This is a genomic window from Streptomyces sp. GB4-14 (genome assembly GCF_022696125.1).
Lineage (GTDB): Bacteria > Actinomycetota > Actinomycetes > Streptomycetales > Streptomycetaceae > Streptomyces > Streptomyces werraensis.
Window position 1 is genome coordinate 3,016,139 of sequence record NZ_RZHO01000002.1, and the last position, 19,079, is coordinate 3,035,217.

General features: G+C 73.5%; 21 protein-coding genes. 7 read left to right on the top strand and 14 right to left on the bottom strand.

Going from position 1 to position 19,079, the window contains the following annotated elements; all coding sequences use genetic code 11:
• Positions 1–8 precede the first annotated feature (8 nt).
• On the bottom strand, positions 9–1,103 hold the full coding sequence (gene arsB / locus ELQ39_RS14935) for an ACR3 family arsenite efflux transporter (protein ID WP_277995088.1): 1,095 nt from the start codon (positions 1,101–1,103) through the stop codon (positions 9–11).
• Positions 1,094–1,402, bottom strand: coding sequence for an ArsR/SmtB family transcription factor (locus ELQ39_RS14940; RefSeq protein ID WP_242592181.1), 309 nt, complete (start codon positions 1,400–1,402; stop codon positions 1,094–1,096). Before ELQ39_RS14940 ends, arsB begins: the two co-directional genes overlap by 10 nt.
• A 103-nt stretch (positions 1,403–1,505) precedes the next feature.
• Between ELQ39_RS14940 and ELQ39_RS14945 the strand changes: the two genes are divergently transcribed.
• The gene (locus tag ELQ39_RS14945) at positions 1,506–1,931 is read left to right on the top strand and encodes an arsenate reductase ArsC (RefSeq protein ID WP_242592182.1); all 426 of its coding nucleotides are present in this window, start codon (positions 1,506–1,508) and stop codon (positions 1,929–1,931) included.
• 198 nt (positions 1,932–2,129) lie between these two features.
• On the opposite strand, the gene ELQ39_RS14950 is transcribed toward ELQ39_RS14945, so the two are convergent.
• The 5 genes from ELQ39_RS14950 to ELQ39_RS14970 all read right to left on the bottom strand — a co-directional run bounded on the left by ELQ39_RS14950 (position 2,130) and on the right by ELQ39_RS14970 (position 6,419).
• Positions 2,130–2,633 carry a lamin tail domain-containing protein gene (locus tag ELQ39_RS14950; RefSeq protein WP_242592183.1) on the bottom strand — a complete coding sequence of 168 codons (504 nt, stop codon included), beginning with the start codon at positions 2,631–2,633 and terminating at the stop codon, positions 2,130–2,132.
• A gap of 120 nt (positions 2,634–2,753) precedes the next feature.
• The gene (locus ELQ39_RS14955) at positions 2,754–3,521 is read right to left on the bottom strand and encodes a formylglycine-generating enzyme family protein (RefSeq protein WP_242592184.1); all 768 of its coding nucleotides are present in this window, start codon (positions 3,519–3,521) and stop codon (positions 2,754–2,756) included.
• Positions 3,522–3,571: 50 nt separating this feature from the next.
• Positions 3,572–4,141, bottom strand: coding sequence for a hypothetical protein (locus ELQ39_RS14960; RefSeq protein ID WP_242592185.1), 570 nt, complete (start codon positions 4,139–4,141; stop codon positions 3,572–3,574).
• Complete coding sequence (locus ELQ39_RS14965) at positions 4,138–5,613, bottom strand: sensor histidine kinase (RefSeq protein WP_443334359.1); 1,476 nt, start codon at positions 5,611–5,613, stop codon at positions 4,138–4,140. The genes ELQ39_RS14960 and ELQ39_RS14965 overlap by 4 nt, the downstream gene beginning before the upstream one ends.
• 113 nt (positions 5,614–5,726) lie before the next feature.
• Positions 5,727–6,419 carry a response regulator gene (locus tag ELQ39_RS14970; protein ID WP_242592186.1) on the bottom strand — a complete coding sequence of 231 codons (693 nt, stop codon included), beginning with the start codon at positions 6,417–6,419 and terminating at the stop codon, positions 5,727–5,729.
• A gap of 130 nt (positions 6,420–6,549) precedes the next feature.
• Here ELQ39_RS14970 and ELQ39_RS14975 point away from each other — a divergent pair, with 130 nt between their 5' ends.
• Positions 6,550–7,437 (top strand): DUF3152 domain-containing protein, encoded by an 888-nt coding sequence (locus ELQ39_RS14975; protein ID WP_242592187.1) that lies wholly within the window; start codon positions 6,550–6,552, stop codon positions 7,435–7,437.
• A 104-nt stretch (positions 7,438–7,541) separates the two neighbouring features.
• A complete protein-coding gene (locus ELQ39_RS14980; protein ID WP_242592188.1) occupies positions 7,542–8,276 on the top strand; it encodes a translation initiation factor IF-2 in 735 nt (244 codons plus the stop codon).
• 184 nt (positions 8,277–8,460) lie between these two features.
• Here ELQ39_RS14980 and ELQ39_RS14985 read toward each other — a convergent pair whose 3' ends face one another.
• Positions 8,461–8,634, bottom strand: coding sequence for a CsbD family protein (locus ELQ39_RS14985; protein ID WP_190004596.1), 174 nt, complete (start codon positions 8,632–8,634; stop codon positions 8,461–8,463).
• Between the two features lie 137 nt (positions 8,635–8,771).
• Here ELQ39_RS14985 and ELQ39_RS14990 point away from each other — a divergent pair, with 137 nt between their 5' ends.
• The 3 genes from ELQ39_RS14990 (at position 8,772) to ELQ39_RS15000 (ending at position 10,614) form a co-directional block, all read left to right on the top strand.
• A complete protein-coding gene (locus tag ELQ39_RS14990; RefSeq protein WP_033276627.1) occupies positions 8,772–8,942 on the top strand; it encodes a hypothetical protein in 171 nt (56 codons plus the stop codon).
• Between the two features lie 216 nt (positions 8,943–9,158).
• Positions 9,159–9,926 carry a polysaccharide deacetylase family protein gene (locus tag ELQ39_RS14995; protein ID WP_190004595.1) on the top strand — a complete coding sequence of 256 codons (768 nt, stop codon included), beginning with the start codon at positions 9,159–9,161 and terminating at the stop codon, positions 9,924–9,926.
• 103 nt (positions 9,927–10,029) lie between these two features.
• Positions 10,030–10,614, top strand: coding sequence for a TerD family protein (locus ELQ39_RS15000; RefSeq protein ID WP_190004594.1), 585 nt, complete (start codon positions 10,030–10,032; stop codon positions 10,612–10,614).
• Between the two features lie 78 nt (positions 10,615–10,692).
• Here ELQ39_RS15000 and ELQ39_RS15005 read toward each other — a convergent pair whose 3' ends face one another.
• The 3 genes from ELQ39_RS15005 to ELQ39_RS15015 form a co-directional block, all read right to left on the bottom strand.
• Complete coding sequence (locus ELQ39_RS15005) at positions 10,693–11,400, bottom strand: hypothetical protein (protein ID WP_242592189.1); 708 nt, start codon at positions 11,398–11,400, stop codon at positions 10,693–10,695.
• On the bottom strand, positions 11,397–11,948 hold the full coding sequence (locus ELQ39_RS15010; protein ID WP_190004592.1) for a SigE family RNA polymerase sigma factor: 552 nt from the start codon (positions 11,946–11,948) through the stop codon (positions 11,397–11,399). The genes ELQ39_RS15005 and ELQ39_RS15010 overlap by 4 nt, the downstream gene beginning before the upstream one ends.
• Positions 11,949–12,021: 73 nt before the next feature.
• Positions 12,022–12,606, bottom strand: coding sequence for a hypothetical protein (locus ELQ39_RS15015; RefSeq protein ID WP_242592190.1), 585 nt, complete (start codon positions 12,604–12,606; stop codon positions 12,022–12,024).
• A 321-nt stretch (positions 12,607–12,927) separates the two neighbouring features.
• Here ELQ39_RS15015 and ELQ39_RS15020 point away from each other — a divergent pair, with 321 nt between their 5' ends.
• Positions 12,928–15,009: an ATP-binding SpoIIE family protein phosphatase gene (locus tag ELQ39_RS15020; protein ID WP_242592191.1), complete on the top strand. Its 2,082-nt coding sequence runs from the start codon at positions 12,928–12,930 to the stop codon at positions 15,007–15,009.
• Between the two features lie 509 nt (positions 15,010–15,518).
• Here the strand turns inward: ELQ39_RS15020 and ELQ39_RS15025 are convergent.
• From ELQ39_RS15025 to ELQ39_RS15035, 3 genes are all read right to left on the bottom strand, one after another.
• Positions 15,519–15,875: an SCO4225 family membrane protein gene (locus ELQ39_RS15025; RefSeq protein ID WP_242592192.1), complete on the bottom strand. Its 357-nt coding sequence runs from the start codon at positions 15,873–15,875 to the stop codon at positions 15,519–15,521.
• 64 nt (positions 15,876–15,939) lie between these two features.
• Positions 15,940–16,629 (bottom strand): response regulator, encoded by a 690-nt coding sequence (locus ELQ39_RS15030; protein WP_242592193.1) that lies wholly within the window; start codon positions 16,627–16,629, stop codon positions 15,940–15,942.
• Entirely contained in the window at positions 16,626–19,022 is a 2,397-nt protein-coding gene (locus ELQ39_RS15035) for a sensor histidine kinase (RefSeq protein WP_242592194.1), read from the bottom strand. The genes ELQ39_RS15030 and ELQ39_RS15035 overlap by 4 nt, the downstream gene beginning before the upstream one ends.
• Positions 19,023–19,079 lie beyond the last annotated feature (57 nt).

Consider the following 19,079-nt stretch of genomic DNA (forward strand, 5'->3'; position numbering starts at 1 on the left):
GCGCTGCGTCAGGCCCGGCCCCGCACGGCGAACTTCCTGCGCCACGCCAGCGAGACGTACACGAGCCCGACCAGGACGGGCACCTCGATGAGAGGGCCGACCACACCGGACAGAGCCTGACCGGAGGTGACACCGAACGTGGCGATGGCAACGGCGATGGCCAGCTCGAAGTTGTTGCCGGCCGCGGTGAACGCCAGCGTGGCGGTGCGGTCGTAGGCAAGACCGATCACCTTGCCGAGGGCGAAGGTGCCGAACCACATGAGGGCGAAGTACACCAGCAGTGGGAGGGCGATCCGAGCGACGTCCAGCGGCTGGGAGGTGATGGTCTTCCCCTGCAGGGCGAAGAGGACGACGATCGTGAACAGCAGCCCGTGAAGGGCCCAAGGACCGATCCTGGGCAGGAACTTCGCCTCGTAGGCGTCGCGGCCCATTCGGCGCTCGCCGATACGGCGGGTGAGGAATCCGGCGATCAGCGGAATGCCGAGGAAGACGACGACGTTGAGGGCGATCTTCGCCATGGGGACGTCCAGGTGCTGACCGTCACCTAGGCCGAGCCGGCCGGGCAGCAGGTCGAGGTAGAACCAGCCCAGCAGGCCGAAGGCCAGCACCTGGAAAACGCTGTTGAGAGCGACGAGGACGGCGGCGGCCTCGCGGTCACCGCAGGCGAGGTCGTTCCAGATGATGACCATGGCGATGCAGCGGGCGAGACCCACGATGATGAGGCCGGTGCGGTACTCGGGCAGGTCCGGCAGGAAGAGCCACGCCAGCGCGAACATCACCGCCGGTCCGACGAGCCAGTTGATGACCAGGGAAGAGACCAGCAGCTTCTTGTCGCTGGTGACGGCATCGAGCCTGTCGTAACGCACCTTGGCCAGGACCGGGTACATCATGATCAGCAGGCCGACGGCGATGGGCAGGGAGATGCCACCGATCTCCACCTTGGCCAGGACGTCGTTCAGACCGGGGACGGCACGTCCCAGGCCCAGGCCGAGTGCCATGGCAAGGAGGATCCATACCGCGAGCCAGCGGTCCAGGGCCGACAGTCTCGCGACGACGGAGGGCTCGGCGGGCCGCGCGGTCACGGTGGTCCGGGTCACGGGCAGGCCCTCTTGTTGTCGGCGGCGGCGCGAGCGGTGGCGGCAAGACCGGCGAACTGGCCGGCCAGGGTTTCGATGACGTCCGGCCGGAGCTTGTAGTAGGTCCACCGGCCGCACGGCTCGGTCTCGACCACGCCGGCCTCGCGCAACACCTTCAGGTGGTTGGAGAGGTTGGTCTGCTTGGCGCCCGTCTCCTCCATGAGATGCGTGGTGCAGAGCGTTTCACGGGCGAGCAGATTCACGATCCGGAGCCTGAGGGGGTCGGCGAGCACCCGCATCAGATCGGCGTCGGCTGACGTCATCATGAGCTGATACTGTCACATCAGTTGAGGCTGATACCAGCCAAGACTGATTCGTTGAACCTGGACCGGCCTCCTGTCGATGCCACAGCCGAAGGGGTAAGAACCGATGCCCACCAGCCCGCTCGCCTCCGTGCTGTTCGTCTGTGTGCACAACGCCGGTCGCTCGCAGATGGCAGCCGGATTCCTCTCCCACCTGGCCGGCGACCGTGTCGAGGTCCGCTCCGCCGGTTCCGTTCCCGGGGACCAGGTCAACCCGGCCGCCGTCGAGGCCATGAGGGAAGTCGGCATCGACATCTCCACCGCCACGCCGAAGATCCTCACCACCGACGCCGTCCGGGCATCCGACTACGTCATCACCATGGGCTGCGGTGACGCCTGCCCGGTCTTTCCAGGCAAGAGGTACCTCGACTGGACCCTGGAGGACCCGGCAGGCCTGGGCGTCGAGGCCGTCCGCCCCATCCGCGAGGAGATCAGGGCTCGCGTCGAGGCGCTGATCTCGGAGATCGACGCGGCCGCGGAGCGCGAGGCCTGACGGACATCGCCGCGCGCGAGGCGAGCGGTGCCGGTGTGCGGGGTGTGCTGCGGGCGGGGCCGGTTGTCCGTCGCGCGGGGGGCGTTGGTCCGTCGCGGGCGGAGGGACGGTGGGGCACTCGGGCGCGCCCGGGCCGACACGGCGGAAGGGCCCGGGGCCGACGGCCCCGGGCCCTTCCGTGCTGAGGCGGACGTGCCGTCAGCCGTGGTACTTGATGTAGCCGTTGCCGTCCTTGTCGTGCGCCTTCTTCGTGTAGGCGTGGATGTCGGCCGGCGAGCCGCCCGGCTTGTAGAGGTAGATCGTGTCGTTGTCGTTGTTCCACATGAAGTTGCAGTTCTGGCGGTACACGACGTTCTTGCCGTCGGAGTCCGTGCCCCGGCCGCCGCGCAGGTGGACGTAGTCACCCGGCTCGAGGATGTGGCTGGACTTGAAGACGAAGGTGTTGCCGGCCTTGTCCTTGACCTTGTAGCCCTTCAGGTTCACCTTCGACTTCTTCGAGTAGTTCTTGATCGTCAGGTACTCGTTCTTCGTGTTCCCGCCGGAGCACTTGTTGGAGTCCCGCCCGGGGGCGTCGTACTGCACGCCCTTGATCTTGAGCGCCGAGGAGTACTCGGCGGCGTGCGCCGGTATCGCCGCCGTGAGGGCGAGCGCGGCTACGGCGGCGCCGGTGGCGGCAGCGGTCATGGTGCGCCGGATGAACATGAGGTTCCCCCCTCAGTGGTGCGAATGGAGCATCCGGAGCATACATAAGGTGTTCATATGACGATGTTGCTGTGAAGGATCTGTGACAGTCGGCCGCCGTGACGCAGGCCCCGCCGGGGCCTAGCGGCCGCCCGCGACCGGCAGAGGCGCCACCGGGCGGATCGCGGTGAACATGTCCAGCTCGGAGCGGAACGCCGAGAGCAGGAGGAGCCACTCGTCGCAGCCCTGCCACGGGGAGAGGTCGCCGCCGCCTCCGCGGACCGCCCGGGGTCCGTCGCCCGTGCGGGGGCGTGCGTCCGACGGCGCGTTCTCGAAGTGCGGTGTCCACACGTCGGCGCACACCTCGCTCGCGCATCCCATCGCCGCCAGCCCGAAGGCGTTCTCGGACGCGGCCACCCGCTTCTCGTCGGCGAAGACGTCGAGGATCTCGTCCTCCTCCGGTACGCCGTCGCCGCGGAAGGTGAGCGTGGTCGTGCCCGCGCGGGCCGCGTACTCCCACTCCGCCTCGCTCGGGAGCCGGAAGGGCAATGCCTCGAGCACCGTGTCCAGGTCGTCATCCTTCACACGGGCCACGGTGTCGTCGGATTCGGCGAAATCGTCCTCGTAGTCGGGCAGCCAGTGCCGTGTCTGCGCGACCGTCAGCGGGTGGCGGGCGAGCAGGAAGGGCCCGACCCGCACCTCCCGCACCGGGCGCATGCGCGTCGCGTCGGCGAGGAAGTACTCGAGGGAGTCGTCCGAGGCGTCGGCCTCGTCGATCGCGCGCAGCGCGCCCAGCTCCTCGTCGGACAGGCCCATGCGGAACGTTCCGCCCGGCACCTCCCGGAACACCACTCCCGAGGGAGCATGCCGCCATGCCGGTCTGCCGGCCACCGTCTCTTTCGACCACATGGCGCCGGACGGTAGCAACGGGGACCGACACACAGGGGGCGAGTCGCCGGTCAGCCGCCCTCGTCCCCGTGGAAGAGGCCCCACGCCGACGGCTGCGCCGGGCAGGCCGACGTCGGGGACGTCATCGTCCAGCCCGTGCCGGTCACATGGAGGCGGGGAGTCCGGTCCTCGCCGGACGGACGGGGGAAGGGCGCGGCGGCGTAGTGGACCGTGCAGGTCAGTTGGAGGAGCGCCTCGCGGGACACCGGTGTGGGGGTGTCCGGGAGGGTGACCGTGGTCGTGACGCCGTCGGTCACCGTCACCGGCGGGGCGCCTGTCAGGCGCGGGAGGTCCGTCGTCGCCGACGTCGCCCTCTCCTTCTCGTTCGGGCCCTCGAGGAGGAGGCGGACCACCGAGGCCAGGTCGGCCGCGTCCGTGGCCGGGCGGGGGTACGCCGTGAGTTCGCCCTCCGTCAGGAAGAAAAGGGGGACGGCGGCCGGCTCCGTCGAGTCCGCCGTCGGGGCCGGGCCCGGCATTCCGCTCGCCGGGGCGCCCGCCTCGATGACGTCGGACGCCGGGACTCCGCACCCCGTCAGCCCCAGGAACAGCGCCACCGCGCACAGCCCCGCCCCGCGCCTCACTCCGCGCCCCCCTCGTCGTCCGCGTCCAGCGGGAGCTCCACCGTGAGGACCGCCCCGCCGCCCGGACGGTTCGCCGCGTGGATGCGGCCGCCGTGGAGGCGGACGTTCTCCGCCGTGATGGCCAGGCCGAGGCCGCTGCTGTCCCCGTCCCCGCCGCCGTTCCCGCTCCTCGTCCGTGACGTGCTCGCCTTGTAGAACCGCTCGAAGATGTGCGGCAGCACCTCCTCCGCGATGCCCGGGCCGTTGTCGGTCACCTCGAGGACGGCGAGGCCGTCCCGCGCCTCCAGCTTCACCCGGACCGGCGGTTCGCCGTGGCGCAGGGCGTTGCCGACCAGGTTGGCGGTCACCACGTCGAGCCGGCGCGGGTCGACGCGGCCGCGGAGTTCGCCCGGTGCGGGCAGCCGCAGTTCGACCTCCTCCGGGCGCCAGCGGGAGGCGACCGTGCGCCGGACGGACTCGGCGAGGTCGATGTCGTCGCGGTTGAGCCGGGCCGCGCCCGCGTCGAAGCGGGAGATCTCCATCAGATCCTCGACCAGCACGCTCAGCCGCTGCGTGCCCTCGCTGACGAGCCGCAGCGCCTCGCCCGTCTCACCCTCCACCCGCTGGTCCAGCACGTCGGTGACGGCCGTCATCGCCGCCAGCGGGGTGCGCAGTTCGTGGGAGACGTCCGCCACGAAACGGCGGCCCCGCGCCTCCAGACGCCGCAACTCCGCCACCGTCCGCTCCAGTTCGGCGGCCGTCTCGTTGAACGAGCGGGACAGGTCGGCCAGTTCGTCGGATCCCGTCACCTTCAGCCGTACGTCGAGCCGGCCCGCGGCCATCTTGCGCGTCGCCCCGCGCAGGGCCCGTACGGGGCGCAGCACGCCGCTCGCGGCCAGCAGCGCCAGGACGACGGCGAGGCACAGCGCCACCAGGGTGGCCCGTTCGATGCCGCTGACCATCGCCTCGACGTACCCCTGCTCCGCGGTCTGCGGCACCTCCAGGAACATCACCACCCCGGAGAGCCGCTGCACCTGGTGATCGTCCGTCGTGTACGTCACGGGCATGCCGACGAGGAGACGGGGGCTGCCGTCGACGTTCACCCGCTGGAACACCGCCGCGCGCCGCGTCCGCACGGAGCGGAGCATCTCGGGGCTGGGCTGGGTGAAGCGGGGCGTGGGGGCGAACGCGCGGCGGTCGCCGTAGGTGGCCATGACCCGCCAGCCCGACACCCGGTTGGCGAGGATCACCTGGTTGACCGCCCACTGGAGGTCCGAGGCGGCGGGGTTGTGCGGGACGGCCGGCGCGACGGCCTCGACGCTCGTGCGGAAGCGGTTGATGACGGAGTCCTGGCTCTGCTGGAGGACTCCCGTGCGCGCCTCCCGGAAGGCGAGGGCGCCGGTGCCGAGGGAACTGGCCATGGCGACGAGGACGAAGGAGATCAACAGGCGCGAGCGCAGGCCGCGGAGGGGGAGCGGGACGCGGGACACCACGGCGCGGAAGAGGCGGCGGGGAGCGGGAAGCGGCGCCGGGTCCGGAGTGGTCCGCGGCTCCTGCGTGCTCCGCGGCTCCGCGGTGTTCCGCGGCTCCGCGGTCGGGTCGCCGTTCACGCGCGGCCGGTGCCGAAGCGGTAGCCGAAGCCGCGGACGGTCTGGACGTAGCGCGGGTTCCTGCCCTCGCCGAGTTTGTTGCGCAGGCGCTTCACGCAGGCGTCCACGAGGCGTATGTCGCCGTGGTAGCCGTGTTCCCAGACCGCTTCCAGCAGTTGCTGGCGGCTGAACACCTGGCCCGGGGACGCGGACAGGGTGAGCAGCAGGCGCAGTTCGGAGGGGGCGAGCGTGACGGGCTCGCCGCGGTGGGTCACCTCCAGCCCGGCGCGGTCGACGACCAGGTCGCCGTGCGTCTCCGGCCGGGGACGCGCGCCGTCCGGCAGGGAGGCGTCCTGCCGGCGCAGGACGGCGCGTATGCGCGCGTCGAGGACCCGCGCCTGCACGGGCTTCACCACGTAGTCGTCCGCCCCCGTCTCCAGACCGAGGACGACATCGATGTCGTCGCCCCGGGCCGTGACCATGATGATCGGCACCTGGTCGCGCTCCCTCATCAGGCGGCACACGTCCAGGCCGGACATGCCGGGCAGCATCAGGTCGAGCACGACGACGTCGGGACGGACGGCGCGGAGCTGCTCCAGCCCCTCTTCGCCCGTCTCCACCGCGACGACCTCGTGTCCCTGGTGCCGCAGGCCCAGACGCACGGCCTGCCGCACGATGGAGTCGTCCTCGACGATCAGGATCCGTGGCATTGCGGCAGTGTAAGCAGGGCGGGTGAACGGCAGGTCCGGCCGCCCGGGCCCCCGGACACCGGACCGTCGTTACCGTTCCGTGATCTCGCGGGCTCATCGCGATCAACTGGGATGACCAGATTGACCTGCCATGCGTTCGGTACGAGAGAGGCAATCCGCACCCCCCACCGGCGGCCGCGCGGCCGCGCGCCGCACCGGCGGACGACGGCCGTCCTCCCGCCGCCGCGCACGCCCCCGCCGACGGGGCCGCGCCCTGCTGGCCGTCCTGCTCGCCGTCGCCGTGCTGGGTACGGCGGCGTTCCTGCGGGCGGAGCTGCGGGACCGGGACGGTCCACAGCGGAACGCGCCGGACGCACGGCCTCCGCGAGCCGCCCCCACGTCCGCTCCGCCACCCGCCCCCACCCGGACGGCGCCCTCCCCCTCCCCGACCCGGACCACGATCGAGGTGCCGGAGCGGGGCAGCGGGACGTTCGACACCGCGCGGTCCGGCGGCGAGACGGTGGGCGAGGGGTCCCGGCCGCTGCGGTACGTCGTGGAGGTCGAGGAGGGGCTGGACGTCTCGCCGTCCGAGGCGGCCGAGGAGATCGCCGACATCCTGGGCGCCCCGCGCGGCTGGACCCACGACCCGGCCAACGCGTTCCGCCTGGTCGGCGCGGGCGCCCCGCACGACCTCTCGATCAGGATCGCCACCCCCGCCACGGCGGACGCCCTGTGCTGGGACGGCATCGGGCAGGACACCGGGGGCGAGTACAACTGCGAGGTGCCGGGCGGAGTGGTGGTGAACCTGCGGCGCTGGGTCGAGGGCTCCCCCACCTTCGACGGGCCGATCCACGACTACCGCGCGCTGATCATCAACCACGAGATGGGCCACTTCCTCGGCCACTCCCACATGACCTGCGCGGGCGAGGGACGGCTCGCGCCGGTGATGATGCAGCAGATCAAGGGCCTGAACGGCTGCGTGGCCAACGCCTGGCCGTACGACGAGGACGGCGACCTCGTCACGGGGCCGGCCGCGTGACGCCCGGCCGTCATCGCGGGCGAGCCCCGTCCGGCCCGCCTCCGACGTGGATCTGAGTACCTGTACGGATGCGCGCCGGCAGGGGGGCGGCGGAGAGTGGGCGCATGCGTCGACTCCTGCTGCTCGCACCGGTGTTGCTGGCCCTGACGGGGTGCGGGGTGATCCAGTCGGGCGACGAGAAGGCGGCCGACGCGGCACGCGCGGAAGCCACGAAGGCCGGCATGCGCCTGGACAGCCAGCGGCCGCGCACGGCCGAGGAGGTGGGCTACGCGGCGTCGCGCCTGGACGGGGTGGAGGTGCTACGGGTCACGGGCACCGCCACGCACGACGGGGACGGTGTCGAGCTGATCGTCCGCACCACCGGCTCGGCCCTCGAGTCGGGACTCGACCCGCAGACGATCACCGTGCGGCGCTGTTTCGCCCTACGGGTGTCCCCCCGGACGGAGTGGGGGGAGGAGGCCCGGGAGGCCGACTGCCCCGACGGTCCGCCCCTGCGCTTCGCCCCGCCGCCGGAACCGCCCCAGGTGCCGTTCGACGCGGTCCGCTCGCGCCTGCCGCGAGTCCCGAAGGGCGGCCGCGTCGACGAGGCCGAGGTGCGCCGGGCACTCGCCTCACTGGACATGGACCCGGCGATCACGGCACAGGTGAAGACGGAGGACGGCCGCGTCGGCATCCTTCTGTCCCCGCCGTCCGACGGCTACTCCCCGACGGACTGCGTCATCGCCGTCGTCGCCCCCGGCGACACGAGCGTCTGGATGCCCTCCCGCATGCAACGCATGCCCGGCGAAGGCGGCTGCTCGGTCGGCAACGCCCTGCACCCACTGCCGCCGCCGCACTGAGACCTCCCGACTCGTCCAGCGGTCCTCTCCCCGCGGGCGCCGCGAGCCGGCTCCGGCCGGGTCAGGCCCCGGGTCCTGGCACTCCGGGCAGGACCGCCACCGGCGTCGGCCTGGAACCGCGCACGCCCGTGGGGCCACCCCGGTGCACAACCGGGGTGGCCCCACACGGGCGTCTCGAAGCAGGTCAGTGCTTGAACGCGTCCTTCGTCTTCTCCTTGGCCTCGCGGGCGTCACCCTTGCTCTTCGTGGCCTGGCCCTGCGCCTCCATGCGCTCGTTCCCGGCGGCGCGTCCCAGGGCCTCCTGGGCCTTGCCCTGCGCCTGCTCGGTCTTCGCCTTGGCCTTCTCACCGGCACTCACGGAAGATGCCTCCTCGTAGCGTTCGGGCACTGCGTCGTGACCCCACGAGTGCCCCCACGTCTCCTTCACAAACAAGGCGACGGCGAGGTGTGCGGCTGCGGGTCGAGGGCAAACGGAGCGGCAGGAGGTCGATAACAATGGTTCCCTTGCTGCTCGTTCTGCTTCTTGCCCTGATCCTGTTCGGCGCCGGCTTCGCTGTGAAGGTGCTGTGGTGGATCGCCATCGCGGTCCTCGTGATCTGGCTGCTCGGCTTCGTCATGCGCTCCACCAACGCGGGCGGTGGTCGCGGCCGCTGGTACCGCTGGTGACGCGCCGCACCGCGACGCCGCACCACCCCCCGGGGGCCCGGTCACCACGGTGACCGGGCCCCCGGTCCGTGCGAGGACCCCTGTTCTGTCCGCGAACGTCCCCGGACATGTCCGTGATCGGTAACGGACGCATCCGGGGACGCCCGTCTCCCGTCCTGCCCAGTGGTTCCCGGAGAACTCCGGGACACGGGCGACAGCAGGAAAGCGGGGCGGGACATGGCGCGGCACGGCGGTGGACGGAGCTGGTACGGCAAGGTGGTCGGGGCCGCGCTCGGGGTGACGATGCTCGCCGTCGGCGCCTCGGTGTACACCGCCCAGGCCGGCGTCGTGAACGGCACCCCGCAGGCCGGCGCGTCGGCGAAGCCCGCCGCCGTGCAGCGGGTCTCCCCCACGATCGCGCACGCCTCCGACGCGGGCCCGCGCGGCGTCAACATCACCATCGACGACGGCCCCGACCCGCGCTGGACGCCCCAGGTGCTGGACCTGCTGCGCGAGGAGGGCGTGAAGGCCACCTTCTGCCTCACCGGCATCCAGGCGCAGGCCCACCCCGACCTGGTCAAGGAGATCGTCGCGGACGGGCACGTCCTGTGCGACCACTCCGTCTCCCACGACACCGCCATGGACCGCAAGTCCGAGGCGTACCAGTCGAAGGAGATCCTCGACGCCGAGCGCATGATCACCAAGGCGTCCGGGGGCGTCCGTCCCCTCTACTACCGCGCGCCCGGCGGTGCGTTCACCCCCCACAGCCGCGCCGTCGCCGCCTCCCGCGGCATGCGCCCGCTGGGCTGGAACGTCGACACCAAGGACTTCGAGCAGCCGGGCGCGGACTCCATCGTCGAGACCGTGCAGCGGGAGCTGCCAGGCGGCCCGACGATCCTCTTCCACGACGCCGGCGGCGACCGCGCGCAGACCGTCGAGGCGCTGCGCCGCGTGCTGCCCTGGCTGAAGGAGGAGGGCTACTCCTTCGGGTTCCCGGTGCGTTGAGCGTCCGCAACGATCGCGTTTCAGGGCAGACCCGCCTGTTCAGGATGGAGCGGCGCCAGGCAGACTCAAGGCCGTACACCCGTCGACGAAGGATGGCTCGTTCATGATCACGCTGACCAAGGAAGACGGCCCCGCGGACCTGGACGGGGTCACGCACCTCACCATCGGCGTCTCCTGGGACCCGACCGCCGGAGCCAGCGGCGGAGTGCTCGGCAAGCTGCGCCGCAAGACCGGTACGGACCTCGACCTGATCGCCGTCGCCATGTCCGGCAGCGACCCGGTGCGCCTGGCCGGCCTGGACTCGCTCGACCCGATGGGCAACGGCTCCCTGCTGCACAGCGGCGACAACCAGACGGGCCACGGCGACGGGGACGACGAGACGGTGACCGTCGAGTTCTCCCGGCTCCCCGGCGCGATCACCTCGGTCGTGTTCGTCGCGGCCGCCTACAAGAAGGGCAGCTCCTTCCAGAAGGCCCGCAACATCAGCTTCAAGGTCTACGACGCCACCGGCGGCAGCAGCCAGCAGGTCGCCGACATCTGGCCGAGCCTGCTCAGCCAGGACAACGGCTGTGCCGTGGCCAAGGCCGTCAAGGTGGGCAACAGCTGGAAACTCCAGGTGATCAACGAGACCGGCAAGATCAAGCAGGGCGACGAGCACGCCCTGATGCGGTTCGCCGTCAGCAAGTAAGCGCGCGGGAGCAGCGGAACGGGCGGCCACGACACCGGCTGGGGGGTGTCGTGGCCGCCCTCCCCCGTTCCCCCCGGTTCAGGGCAGCGTGGCGTAGACGTGCCCTTCCGTGTCCCGCACGGTGACCGTCGTCCCGACGTCCGAGCGGGCGACGGCGTACCAGACGCCCCACCCCGGCCGGCCGGGCAGCTCCAGCAGCTTGCCGCGCACCGGGCCGTCCTTCGACGCGACCTCGACGACCGACGCCGTCCCCTCACCGCCGTAATAGACGCCCGAGACCAGCACCCTGCCGTCCGTCCCGTCGGTCTGCAGCGAGACTCCGGGCCTGGTCCTGTCGATGTTGCCGTCCACCACGCTCCGGAACTGCCCCTCCGGCATGTCCGGCGTCGTCCAGTGCTTCCCGTCCTCCGTCAGCCACAGCACGAACCCCGGCGCCGCCGTGACCCGCTCGCCCGGTTCGACGAGGCGCGGCGTCGGCGCGGGCGCGGTCGGTGAGGTGGAGGGCGTGGGTGAGGCGGACACCGTCGCGGCCGGGCGCGTGACGCGGTCACCGTCGTCCGGGCCGTGCAGCGTGACGAAGGCCAGCGGCGCGAGGAGCACGGCGCAGCCCGCGCCCAGCACGGTCGCACGGCGCCTGCGCCGGAGCAGCCGGCCGCGGCGTTCCACCGCGGCCAGCGGCACCCGGGACGGGGTGACGTCGTACGCGGCGGCGGCCAGCGCCTCGCGCAGGCGTCCGGTCCCGGCGGGCTCGGCGTCCCGTTCCGCTTCGGGGTCGAGGTGGTTCATGGGCGGGCTCCGGGAAGGGGGTGCGGGCGCTCGGCGGCGGCGAACGCGGGATGGGAGCGCAGGGCCTCGAGGCCGCGCCGCGCATGCGTCTTGACCGTGCCGGGCGAGCAGTTGAGCACCTCGGCGATGACGGTCTCGGGCAGGTCCTCCCAATAGCGCAGCACCAGCACCGTCCGCTGCCGGGTGGACAGCGAGCCGAGCGCCTCGGTGATCGCGGCGCGGGACTCGACGGACTCGGCGTGGCCCTGGACGCTCTGGTGCACCCGCTCCGGCAGGAACGGCATCAGCAGATGCGTGACCCGGCGCCTGCGGGTCCGGCTGATGTTGTTGTTGACCAGGGAGCGCCGGACGTAGAAGTCGACGTCGTCGGGAGGGACGCGTCCCCAGCGGGCGTACACCTTGGCCAGGGTGGTCTGCACGAGATCCTCGGCCTCGTGGAAGTCCCCGGTGAGCAGGAGGGCGGTCCGCACCAGACGGGCCCAGGCCGCACTCGCGTAGGCGGCGAAGTCGGGGTGTTCCGGCGGGGCGGCGGACGTCTCGTGCGGCACGGACAGGTTCCTCTGCGTGGGGTGGGGGAGAGAGTGCCGGGGCGGGGGACCGGCCGGTCCCCCGCCCGCGGGGTCAGCGCAGCGACAGCGAGGCGTAGACCTTGCCCTTGGTGTTGCGGACCGTCACCTCGGAGACGAAGCTCCAGGAGCCGTCGTTCGGTACGGCGTCGGCGACGGCGTACCAGACGCCCCAGCCGGGACGGCCGGGCAGCTCGATGAGCTCGCCCCGCAGGGTTCCGGCGGCGGTACGGAGCTCGACGGTGGACGCCGTGCCCTTGCCGCCGTAGTACAGGCCGGAGAGGTGGACGCGCTCCGGGGTGCCCTCTGACTGGACGGAGACGCCGGGGCGGCTCAGGTCGACGTTGCCGTCGACGACGCTGCGGAACTGGCCCTCGGGCATGTCCGGCGTGGTCCAGTGCTTGCCCTCGGGCGTCAGCCACAGCTCGAAGCCGGGCGCGCCGGTGACGCGCTCGCCGGGCTGGACGATGCGGGGCGTGGGGGCGTGCTTCGCCGCGGCCGCGGGAGCGGCCGCCGTCACCGTCGCGGAGTGCGGTGCCCGGCCGGACGTGTCGTGGGGCGCCGCGTACGCCATCGTGGCCATGCCGGCCACCGCGGCCGTGACGGCCGCACCGGCCAGGTATTTCAGTGTCCGCTTCATGCGGGCAGCTCCTCGTGGGACACGGGCCCCTGTGGGCCCAGGCGATCTGACGGACGGAGGGCGCCTCTCCATCCGTACAAACCCCGGCCCCCCGGCCGCCGGATGACACCCGCCGGGGAGTTTTTCCGCGCGGTCTTCGCCCAGGTCGGCCCGGAGCGCCGACCTGCTTGTCAGCGACGTACCGAACCGCGCACCGCGGCGACGGCGTGGCGGTGCCGGTGCTGCGGACGCGGTGAACCGTCGGGCCGAGTTGCCGCGCGCGGGTGATGCGAGAAGGTGAGAGAAGGCCGGGAGGGGGATGGCCCGCGAAGGGAGTGTGCCGTGCCGGACGGCTCCGTCGACGACGCCGCGGTGCTGGACGCGCTGTTCGCCGGCTCGCCCCAGGGTCTGTTCGTGCTCGACGCCGACCGCAGGGTCACCCGGTACAACCCGTCCGGGCGCGGGGTTCGCGCCCTCCCGTCCGACGAGGTCGTCGGTCACGACGTGCGCGACTTCGCGCCCGGCATGGAACCGGAGATCGGGCAGCTGATCGACGAGGTGCTGACGACCGGCGAGCCGTTGCGCGGCCGGCTGCTGCGCGGCCGTTCCCCGTCCGAGCCGGGCCGGACGCTCTCCGTGGAGGTGTCCCTGTTCCCGCTGCGCGGCGGACCCGGCCTGGTCGGCGTGGTGGAGGACGTGACCGAGCGGCAGGCCGCGGCTGACCGTCTCGCCGTGCTGAGCGCGGTGCACCGGACCGTCGGCGCCACGCTCGACGTGCGGACCACGGCGGACGCCCTCGTCGACGCGCTGGTGCCGGACCTCGCCGACGCGGCGTCCGTGGACCTGCTGGACGACGACCCCGCCGGCGCGGCGCCACCGTCCGGTCCCCTGCCGACGTCCGTGCCGCTGCGCCGGGTCGCGTTCGCCGCCCCCGACTCCGTCGAGCCGTACCGGCGCACCGGCGACAGCCGTCCCTTCCCGTTCCCCACGCCGTACACGCAGGTCCTCAGCGACGCGCACGCGCGGCTGGTGCAGGTCACCCCGGACGACCCGTGGCTGGCGACGGACCCGGACGGCTTCGCCGTCCTGCTGGGGCGGAAGGTCCACTCCATGATCGTCGCACCGCTCACCGCGCGGGACACCGTGCTGGGGCTGCTGACGCTGTACCGCAGCCGGGTCGACGCCTTCGAGGAGGCCGACCTGGACGTGGCCCGGCAGGCCGCCTCGACCGCGGCCGTGCACCTGGACAATGCGCGCAGCTACCGCCGTGAGCACACGGTGGCGTCCGCCCTCCAGCGGCGGCTCCAGCCGGGCGTGAGCCCGCGGCTTTCGGCGGTGGAGACCGCGCACGTGTATCTGCCGGAGAGCGCGGGCGGGGCCTGGTTCGACGTCATCCCGCTGTCCGGGACCCGGGTGGCGCTCGTCGTCGGGGACGTCGCCGGTCACGGCATCGAGGCGGCGGCCACCATGGGACAGCTCCGGGTCGCGCTGCGCACCCTGGCGTCGCAGGACCTGGAGACCGACGAGGTGCTGACCCATCTGGACGAGGTCGCCGGGCAGCTCACGGCCGTCGACTCCCGCGATGCGCACCCCTACCTGGCGACCTGCGCGATCACCGTCTACGACCCGGTCTCCCGGCAGTGCACCATGATGCGGGCCGGACATCCCGCCCCGGTCCTCGTCGACCCGGACGGCTCGCCGATCGAGGTGCACGTGCCGCTCGGCCCGCCGCTGGGCGCGGAGGGCGGGACCGCGTTCGTGCCGGCCGTCACGCAGCTCCCGCCGGGCTGTCTGATCGCGCACGTCACCAACGGGCTGCTGGGCTCCGACGGCGACGGCGACGGCGACACGGACGCCGTGCACCGTCTGCAGCACGTGCTGGCGACCCCGTCCCGGCCCCTGCAGGAGCTGTGCGACACCGCCGTCTACCGCATGACGCCCTCGCGGTACGACGACGCCGTCCTGCTGCTCGCGCGCACCGAGTGCCTGCCGCCGGACCGGATCGCCGACTGGACGCTGCCCGCGGACGCCTCCGTGGTCGGCACGGCCCGCCGGCTCGTCGGCCAGCAGCTCGCCTCCTGGGGTCTGGACGACCGCGCCTTCACCACCGGGATCATCGTGAGCGAACTCGTCACCAACGCGATCCTGCACGGCGAGGGCCCGGTCCGGCTGCGGCTCATCCACGACGACGAGCGCCTGCTGGCCGAGGTGACGGACGCGAGCAGCGCCGGCCCTCATCTCCGTCACGCCCGCACCGGCGACGAGGGCGGGCGGGGGCTGTACATCGTGATGCGGCTCAGCGCCCACTGGGGCGTACGGCACGGCCGCGACGGCAAGACGATCTGGTCCGAACAACGCCTGGGCGAGGGGACCCCGGAGGACCTCCTCGCCACGGTGGACGCGTTCGACACGGCGGGGGTGTGAGGGGCGCGTCCGGGTGACCTCGTCCGCGCGGTCACCCGGGGAGCCGGGTGCGGGAGCCGGGGCGCCGGAGCACGGGGGCTGTCCGGGGTGACACCGGTCCGAGTCCGTAGCGCGTACCCCCTGCGCTTGAGTGGCGGGTGTGCGCTGTGGCGCACAGCCGGTCGTCGGGCCGCCCGCACACCGCGTGCGGCGGCGTCTTCCGCGCGGTGGGGGTGCGGAGCCGCACTGCGGTACCGAGCAGACCGTCGGGACCGAGACCGGTCCGCGCGTCCCTCGCACGGCGACACCTGCCGCGCCCGGGTGCGAGAGCCGCACCCCCACGACGCCCAGCCCGTCGCCGGGCGGACAGGGACGCGTGTGCCGTGCTCCCCGGTGGTGTTCGCGGGCGGGCCGACGCCGGTCAGACGTGCACCGCGTGCCACGGCGTCTCCCGCGTCCCGGCCTCTGGCGGCGGCAGGGGGACGAGGGCGGCACCGTTCTCGGTGGCGCCGGCCTCGGCCCTGCCCGCGTCAGCGCGTCGGGCCGCCGCGCAGTCTGCGTGAGCACCAGCCGATGACCGCCGCGTTGACCAGCGCGCCCAGGGCCACGGCGAAGACGAAGGTGGGCAGGCCGCCCGGCAGGGCGAGGCCGACGAGGCTCGCGGGGGCGGTGGCGAGTACGGGGATGACGCCCGCGAAGGACGCGTCCTCGTTCTCGCCCGCGCTCGCCGCGAACGCCCACACGGTGAGGGCGGCGCAGACGCCCAGGTAGACGAGGGCGAAGGCGTCGCCGTAGAGGTGGCGCAGGCGGGCGAGGAGGGTGCGGTCGGAACGGCCGGTCGTCGTGGGCTCCCCGGAAGCGCTGCCGCCGGTGCTGAAAGTAGTCATGTTCATGATCCTCGGGTCGGTGCGGTCGGTACAGGTCGGGTGAGGTGCGGGGGTCGTGGAGGCGTCAGGGACGCCGGGTCTGCACGGCGGTGCCGGGCGGGTTGGGGCGGGCGAGACCGAGGTCGTAGGCGAGGATCGTCGCCTGCACCCGGTCACGCAGCCCCAGCTTCCGCAGCAACGCGTTGACGTGGGACTTCACGGTGCCGACGGTGATGCCGAGCTGGTCGGCGATCTCCGCGTTGGTCAGTCCGGCGGCGACCAGCGTGAGGACGCCGCGTTCCCGGCCCGTCAGACCGGACAGCTCGGGGACCGGCGCCGCGGGGCCGTCGCCCGCCGCCGCGTAGTGGGAGACGAGCCGGCGGGTCGCGGACGGGGCGAGGACGCTCTCGCCCGCTGCCACCACCCGGATCCCGCGCAGCAGTTCGGAGGCGTACACGTCCTTGAGCAGGAAGCCGGAGGCGCCCGCCCGCAGCGCGTCGAAGACGTAGGAGTCCAGGTCGAAGGTGGTCAGCACCAGCACCCGGGGCGCGCCCGCGCGGCCGGTGATGATCCGGGTCGCGGCGATGCCGTCCAGCTCGGGCATCCGTACGTCCATGACGACGACGTCCGGCGTCAGTCGCTCGGCGAGCCGCACCGCGGCCGCCCCGTCGGCGGCCTCGCCGACGACCGTCATGTCCTCCTCGGCGTCGATGACGGCGGCGAAGCCCGCGCGCACGATGCCCTGGTCGTCGGCGACCAGCACCTTGAGGCTCATCGTTCCCCCTCCTCCCCGTCGCCCGGTGCGAGGGGCAGCAGGAGACGGACGGTGTCCGCCGGTCCGGTGGTCAGCGTGCCGTCGAGCGCCGCGACGCGCGCGGCCAGCCGCTCCCGCACGGCCGGGTGGGCGGCGGACGGCACCCCGGTGGCCGTGAGCGTCAACGTACCGTCCGACGCGTCGAGTTCCAGCGCGGCGGGCTGCTCCCCGCCGACGGCGAGGACGGTCTCGGCCGCGTGGTAGGCGGTCAGGTCCACGGCGGCGGGCAGCCGTCCGGCCGCCCGCCCGGTGAGGCGTATCTCCACCTCGCGTCCGGTGGCCCGGCACTGACGGGCGAGCAGGTCCAGCGCCTGGAGCGTGGGCTGCGGGCGCAACGCGGGCCCGGCCTCGCCGTCGCGGACCGTGTCCAGCAGGGCGCGCATCGCGGCCAGCGCCTCCCGGGCACGCTCGGCGGTCGCCTCCAGCCTGCCCGCCTCCGCCTCGGCGACCATGTCGGCGGTGCGGGCCAGCACGGTGGTCTCCAGCCCGCCCGCGATCCGGCGCCGCTCGGCCCACGCGTCGCGGACCGCCTCGCCGGTCAGCGCGCCGAGGCGTCCGTCGCGTTCGGCGCGGGCGTGTCGGGTGCGGCGGCCGCGCACGATGCCGGTGCGGTGGGCCGCGGTCATCACCGGGGCCGTCCCGGCGAGGGCCGCGGTGACCACCGCCCAGACGGGCGCGCCGGTTCCCCGGTCCAGCACGGCCGTGGTGACGGCGGCCGTGTGCACCGCGGTCGCCGTCGCGAGGGGGTGCAGGCGGGTGAGTGGGCGGCTGCGGCGCCGTCGTGGCCGTCCGCGCGGTTCCCCGCGCCCCTTCGGGGCGCCGGCCGGGCAGCCCGCCCAGGGGCGCGGGGAACTGCGCGACCAGCCCCCACCGGCCCGCACCGCCCCGTCCATGGCGAGTGCCGCGCATGTGGCGACCGCGCCCAGCAGAGGCGGCAGCAGCACCGGCCCGGCGTATCCGCCGGAGACCGCCGCTGCGGGCCACAGCAGGGCGAGGACGCACAGCAAGCCGTACGCGACGCGCGGAGCCCTCCGCAGCCACAGCAACGTGACCGCCTGCCCCGCCGCGAGCAGCGCGAACAGCACGCCCGCCGACACGTCCGACCCCGTCGAGGCGTCCTCCGCGCGTATCGCCAGCACCGGCAGCAGCGGCTGCAGGACGAGTCCGGCGGCGGCCGTGACCTGGGCGGCGCGATAACCCCTCGCAACCGGCCGGTCCACGGCTCCGGCGGTCCTGCCGGGCAGGACCGCCCGCACCTCCCAGCCGCCGTCCTCCGTCGGACCGGTGGTCAGGGTGCCGCCGGCCTCCCGGGCGCGGGAGCGCAGGATGCCCTGGCCGCGTCCGCCGCCGAGGCCCGCGCCGTGCGTGGGACCGCCGGGCAGCGGCGCGCCGCTGGTCACCACGACGTCCGTACGGTCGTCGCCGTACCGGCACCGCACGGTGGTGGCCGCGCCCGGCGCGTACCGGGCCACGTTGGTGAGCGCCTCCCGCACGATGCCGAACGCGGCGTCGGCGACGGCGCCCTCCGGCAGCGGGTCGATCGCGCAGTCGACCGGCTGCCCGATCCGCCGGAACCCGTCGACCAGGCCCAGCAGCCGCTCCTCGGGCGCGGGCAGGTCGCTCCGCGAAGGTGCGGGGGCCCGCACCGCACCGAGCGCCCGGGTCACCTCGTGCCCGGTGTCCACGGCGAACCGCAGCGCCTCGTCGCCGAGTTCGGGACGCCGGTCACGCAGACCCAGCGCGGCGCCGACGGTGACCACCACGGCGGTCAGATGATGGGCGCTGACGTCGTGCAACTCCCGCTCCATCCGCCGCCGTTCGACGGCGGGCAGCCGGTGCCGCTCCGACTCCGCGCGACGCAGCAGGTCCTCGGACGCCCGCCGCGCGCTCCGGGAGCGCCGGACGAGCAGCCCGGCCCCGCACGTGGCCGCGTACAGCAGGGCGGTGAGCACCAGGTCCAGCCCGTCACGGTCGCTGAGCCGGTGCAGGGTCAACCCGTACAGGAGCTGCCAGCCGGCGAGGGACACCCCGCACAGCACGGTGGTGAACGCGTCCCGTTCGACAGCCACGGTCCACAGCGCGAGCGCGACCCCGGCGGTCCCGAGCACCGCCGTCGCCCCGACGGGCAGCGGACCGGCGCCCAGCGCGCAGGCGACGACGACCACGACGAGGGCGGTCACCGGGCGGCTCCGGCGCAGCGCCAGTACGGCGGTGACAGGACCGGCGACCAGCACCGCCACGAGCAGGGCGGACGCGGACGGAACCTCGCCGCGCACCAGTGCCGCCCCCGGCCACACCAGGGCCTGGGCGCACAGCAGCAGGACCGGTGCGAGCCGGTCGTCGATGCGTTTCATGACCCGTTCAGGCTAGGCCGCGGCCCCCCGCCTCCCCCTCCGACGCGAGGGGGATCC

Excerpts from the sequence above, each read along its gene's own strand:
- ELQ39_RS14940 (WP_242592181.1), bottom strand. The coding sequence starts at position 1,402 with ATGATGACGTCAGCCGACGCCGATCTGATGCGGGTGCTCGCCGACCCC.
- ELQ39_RS14945 (WP_242592182.1), top strand. The coding sequence starts at position 1,506 with ATGCCCACCAGCCCGCTCGCCTCCGTGCTGTTCGTCTGTGTGCACAAC.
- ELQ39_RS14950 (WP_242592183.1), bottom strand. The coding sequence starts at position 2,633 with ATGTTCATCCGGCGCACCATGACCGCTGCCGCCACCGGCGCCGCCGTA.
- ELQ39_RS14955 (WP_242592184.1), bottom strand. The coding sequence starts at position 3,521 with ATGTGGTCGAAAGAGACGGTGGCCGGCAGACCGGCATGGCGGCATGCT.
- ELQ39_RS14970 (WP_242592186.1), bottom strand. The coding sequence starts at position 6,419 with ATGCCACGGATCCTGATCGTCGAGGACGACTCCATCGTGCGGCAGGCC.
- ELQ39_RS14975 (WP_242592187.1), top strand. The coding sequence starts at position 6,550 with ATGCGTTCGGTACGAGAGAGGCAATCCGCACCCCCCACCGGCGGCCGC.
- ELQ39_RS14980 (WP_242592188.1), top strand. The coding sequence starts at position 7,542 with ATGCGTCGACTCCTGCTGCTCGCACCGGTGTTGCTGGCCCTGACGGGG.
- ELQ39_RS14990 (WP_033276627.1), top strand. The coding sequence starts at position 8,772 with ATGGTTCCCTTGCTGCTCGTTCTGCTTCTTGCCCTGATCCTGTTCGGC.
- ELQ39_RS14995 (WP_190004595.1), top strand. The coding sequence starts at position 9,159 with ATGGCGCGGCACGGCGGTGGACGGAGCTGGTACGGCAAGGTGGTCGGG.
- ELQ39_RS15000 (WP_190004594.1), top strand. The coding sequence starts at position 10,030 with ATGATCACGCTGACCAAGGAAGACGGCCCCGCGGACCTGGACGGGGTC.
- ELQ39_RS15005 (WP_242592189.1), bottom strand. The coding sequence starts at position 11,400 with ATGAACCACCTCGACCCCGAAGCGGAACGGGACGCCGAGCCCGCCGGG.
- ELQ39_RS15015 (WP_242592190.1), bottom strand. The coding sequence starts at position 12,606 with ATGAAGCGGACACTGAAATACCTGGCCGGTGCGGCCGTCACGGCCGCG.
- ELQ39_RS15025 (WP_242592192.1), bottom strand. The coding sequence starts at position 15,875 with ATGACTACTTTCAGCACCGGCGGCAGCGCTTCCGGGGAGCCCACGACG.
- ELQ39_RS15030 (WP_242592193.1), bottom strand. The coding sequence starts at position 16,629 with ATGAGCCTCAAGGTGCTGGTCGCCGACGACCAGGGCATCGTGCGCGCG.
- ELQ39_RS15035 (WP_242592194.1), bottom strand. The coding sequence starts at position 19,022 with ATGAAACGCATCGACGACCGGCTCGCACCGGTCCTGCTGCTGTGCGCC.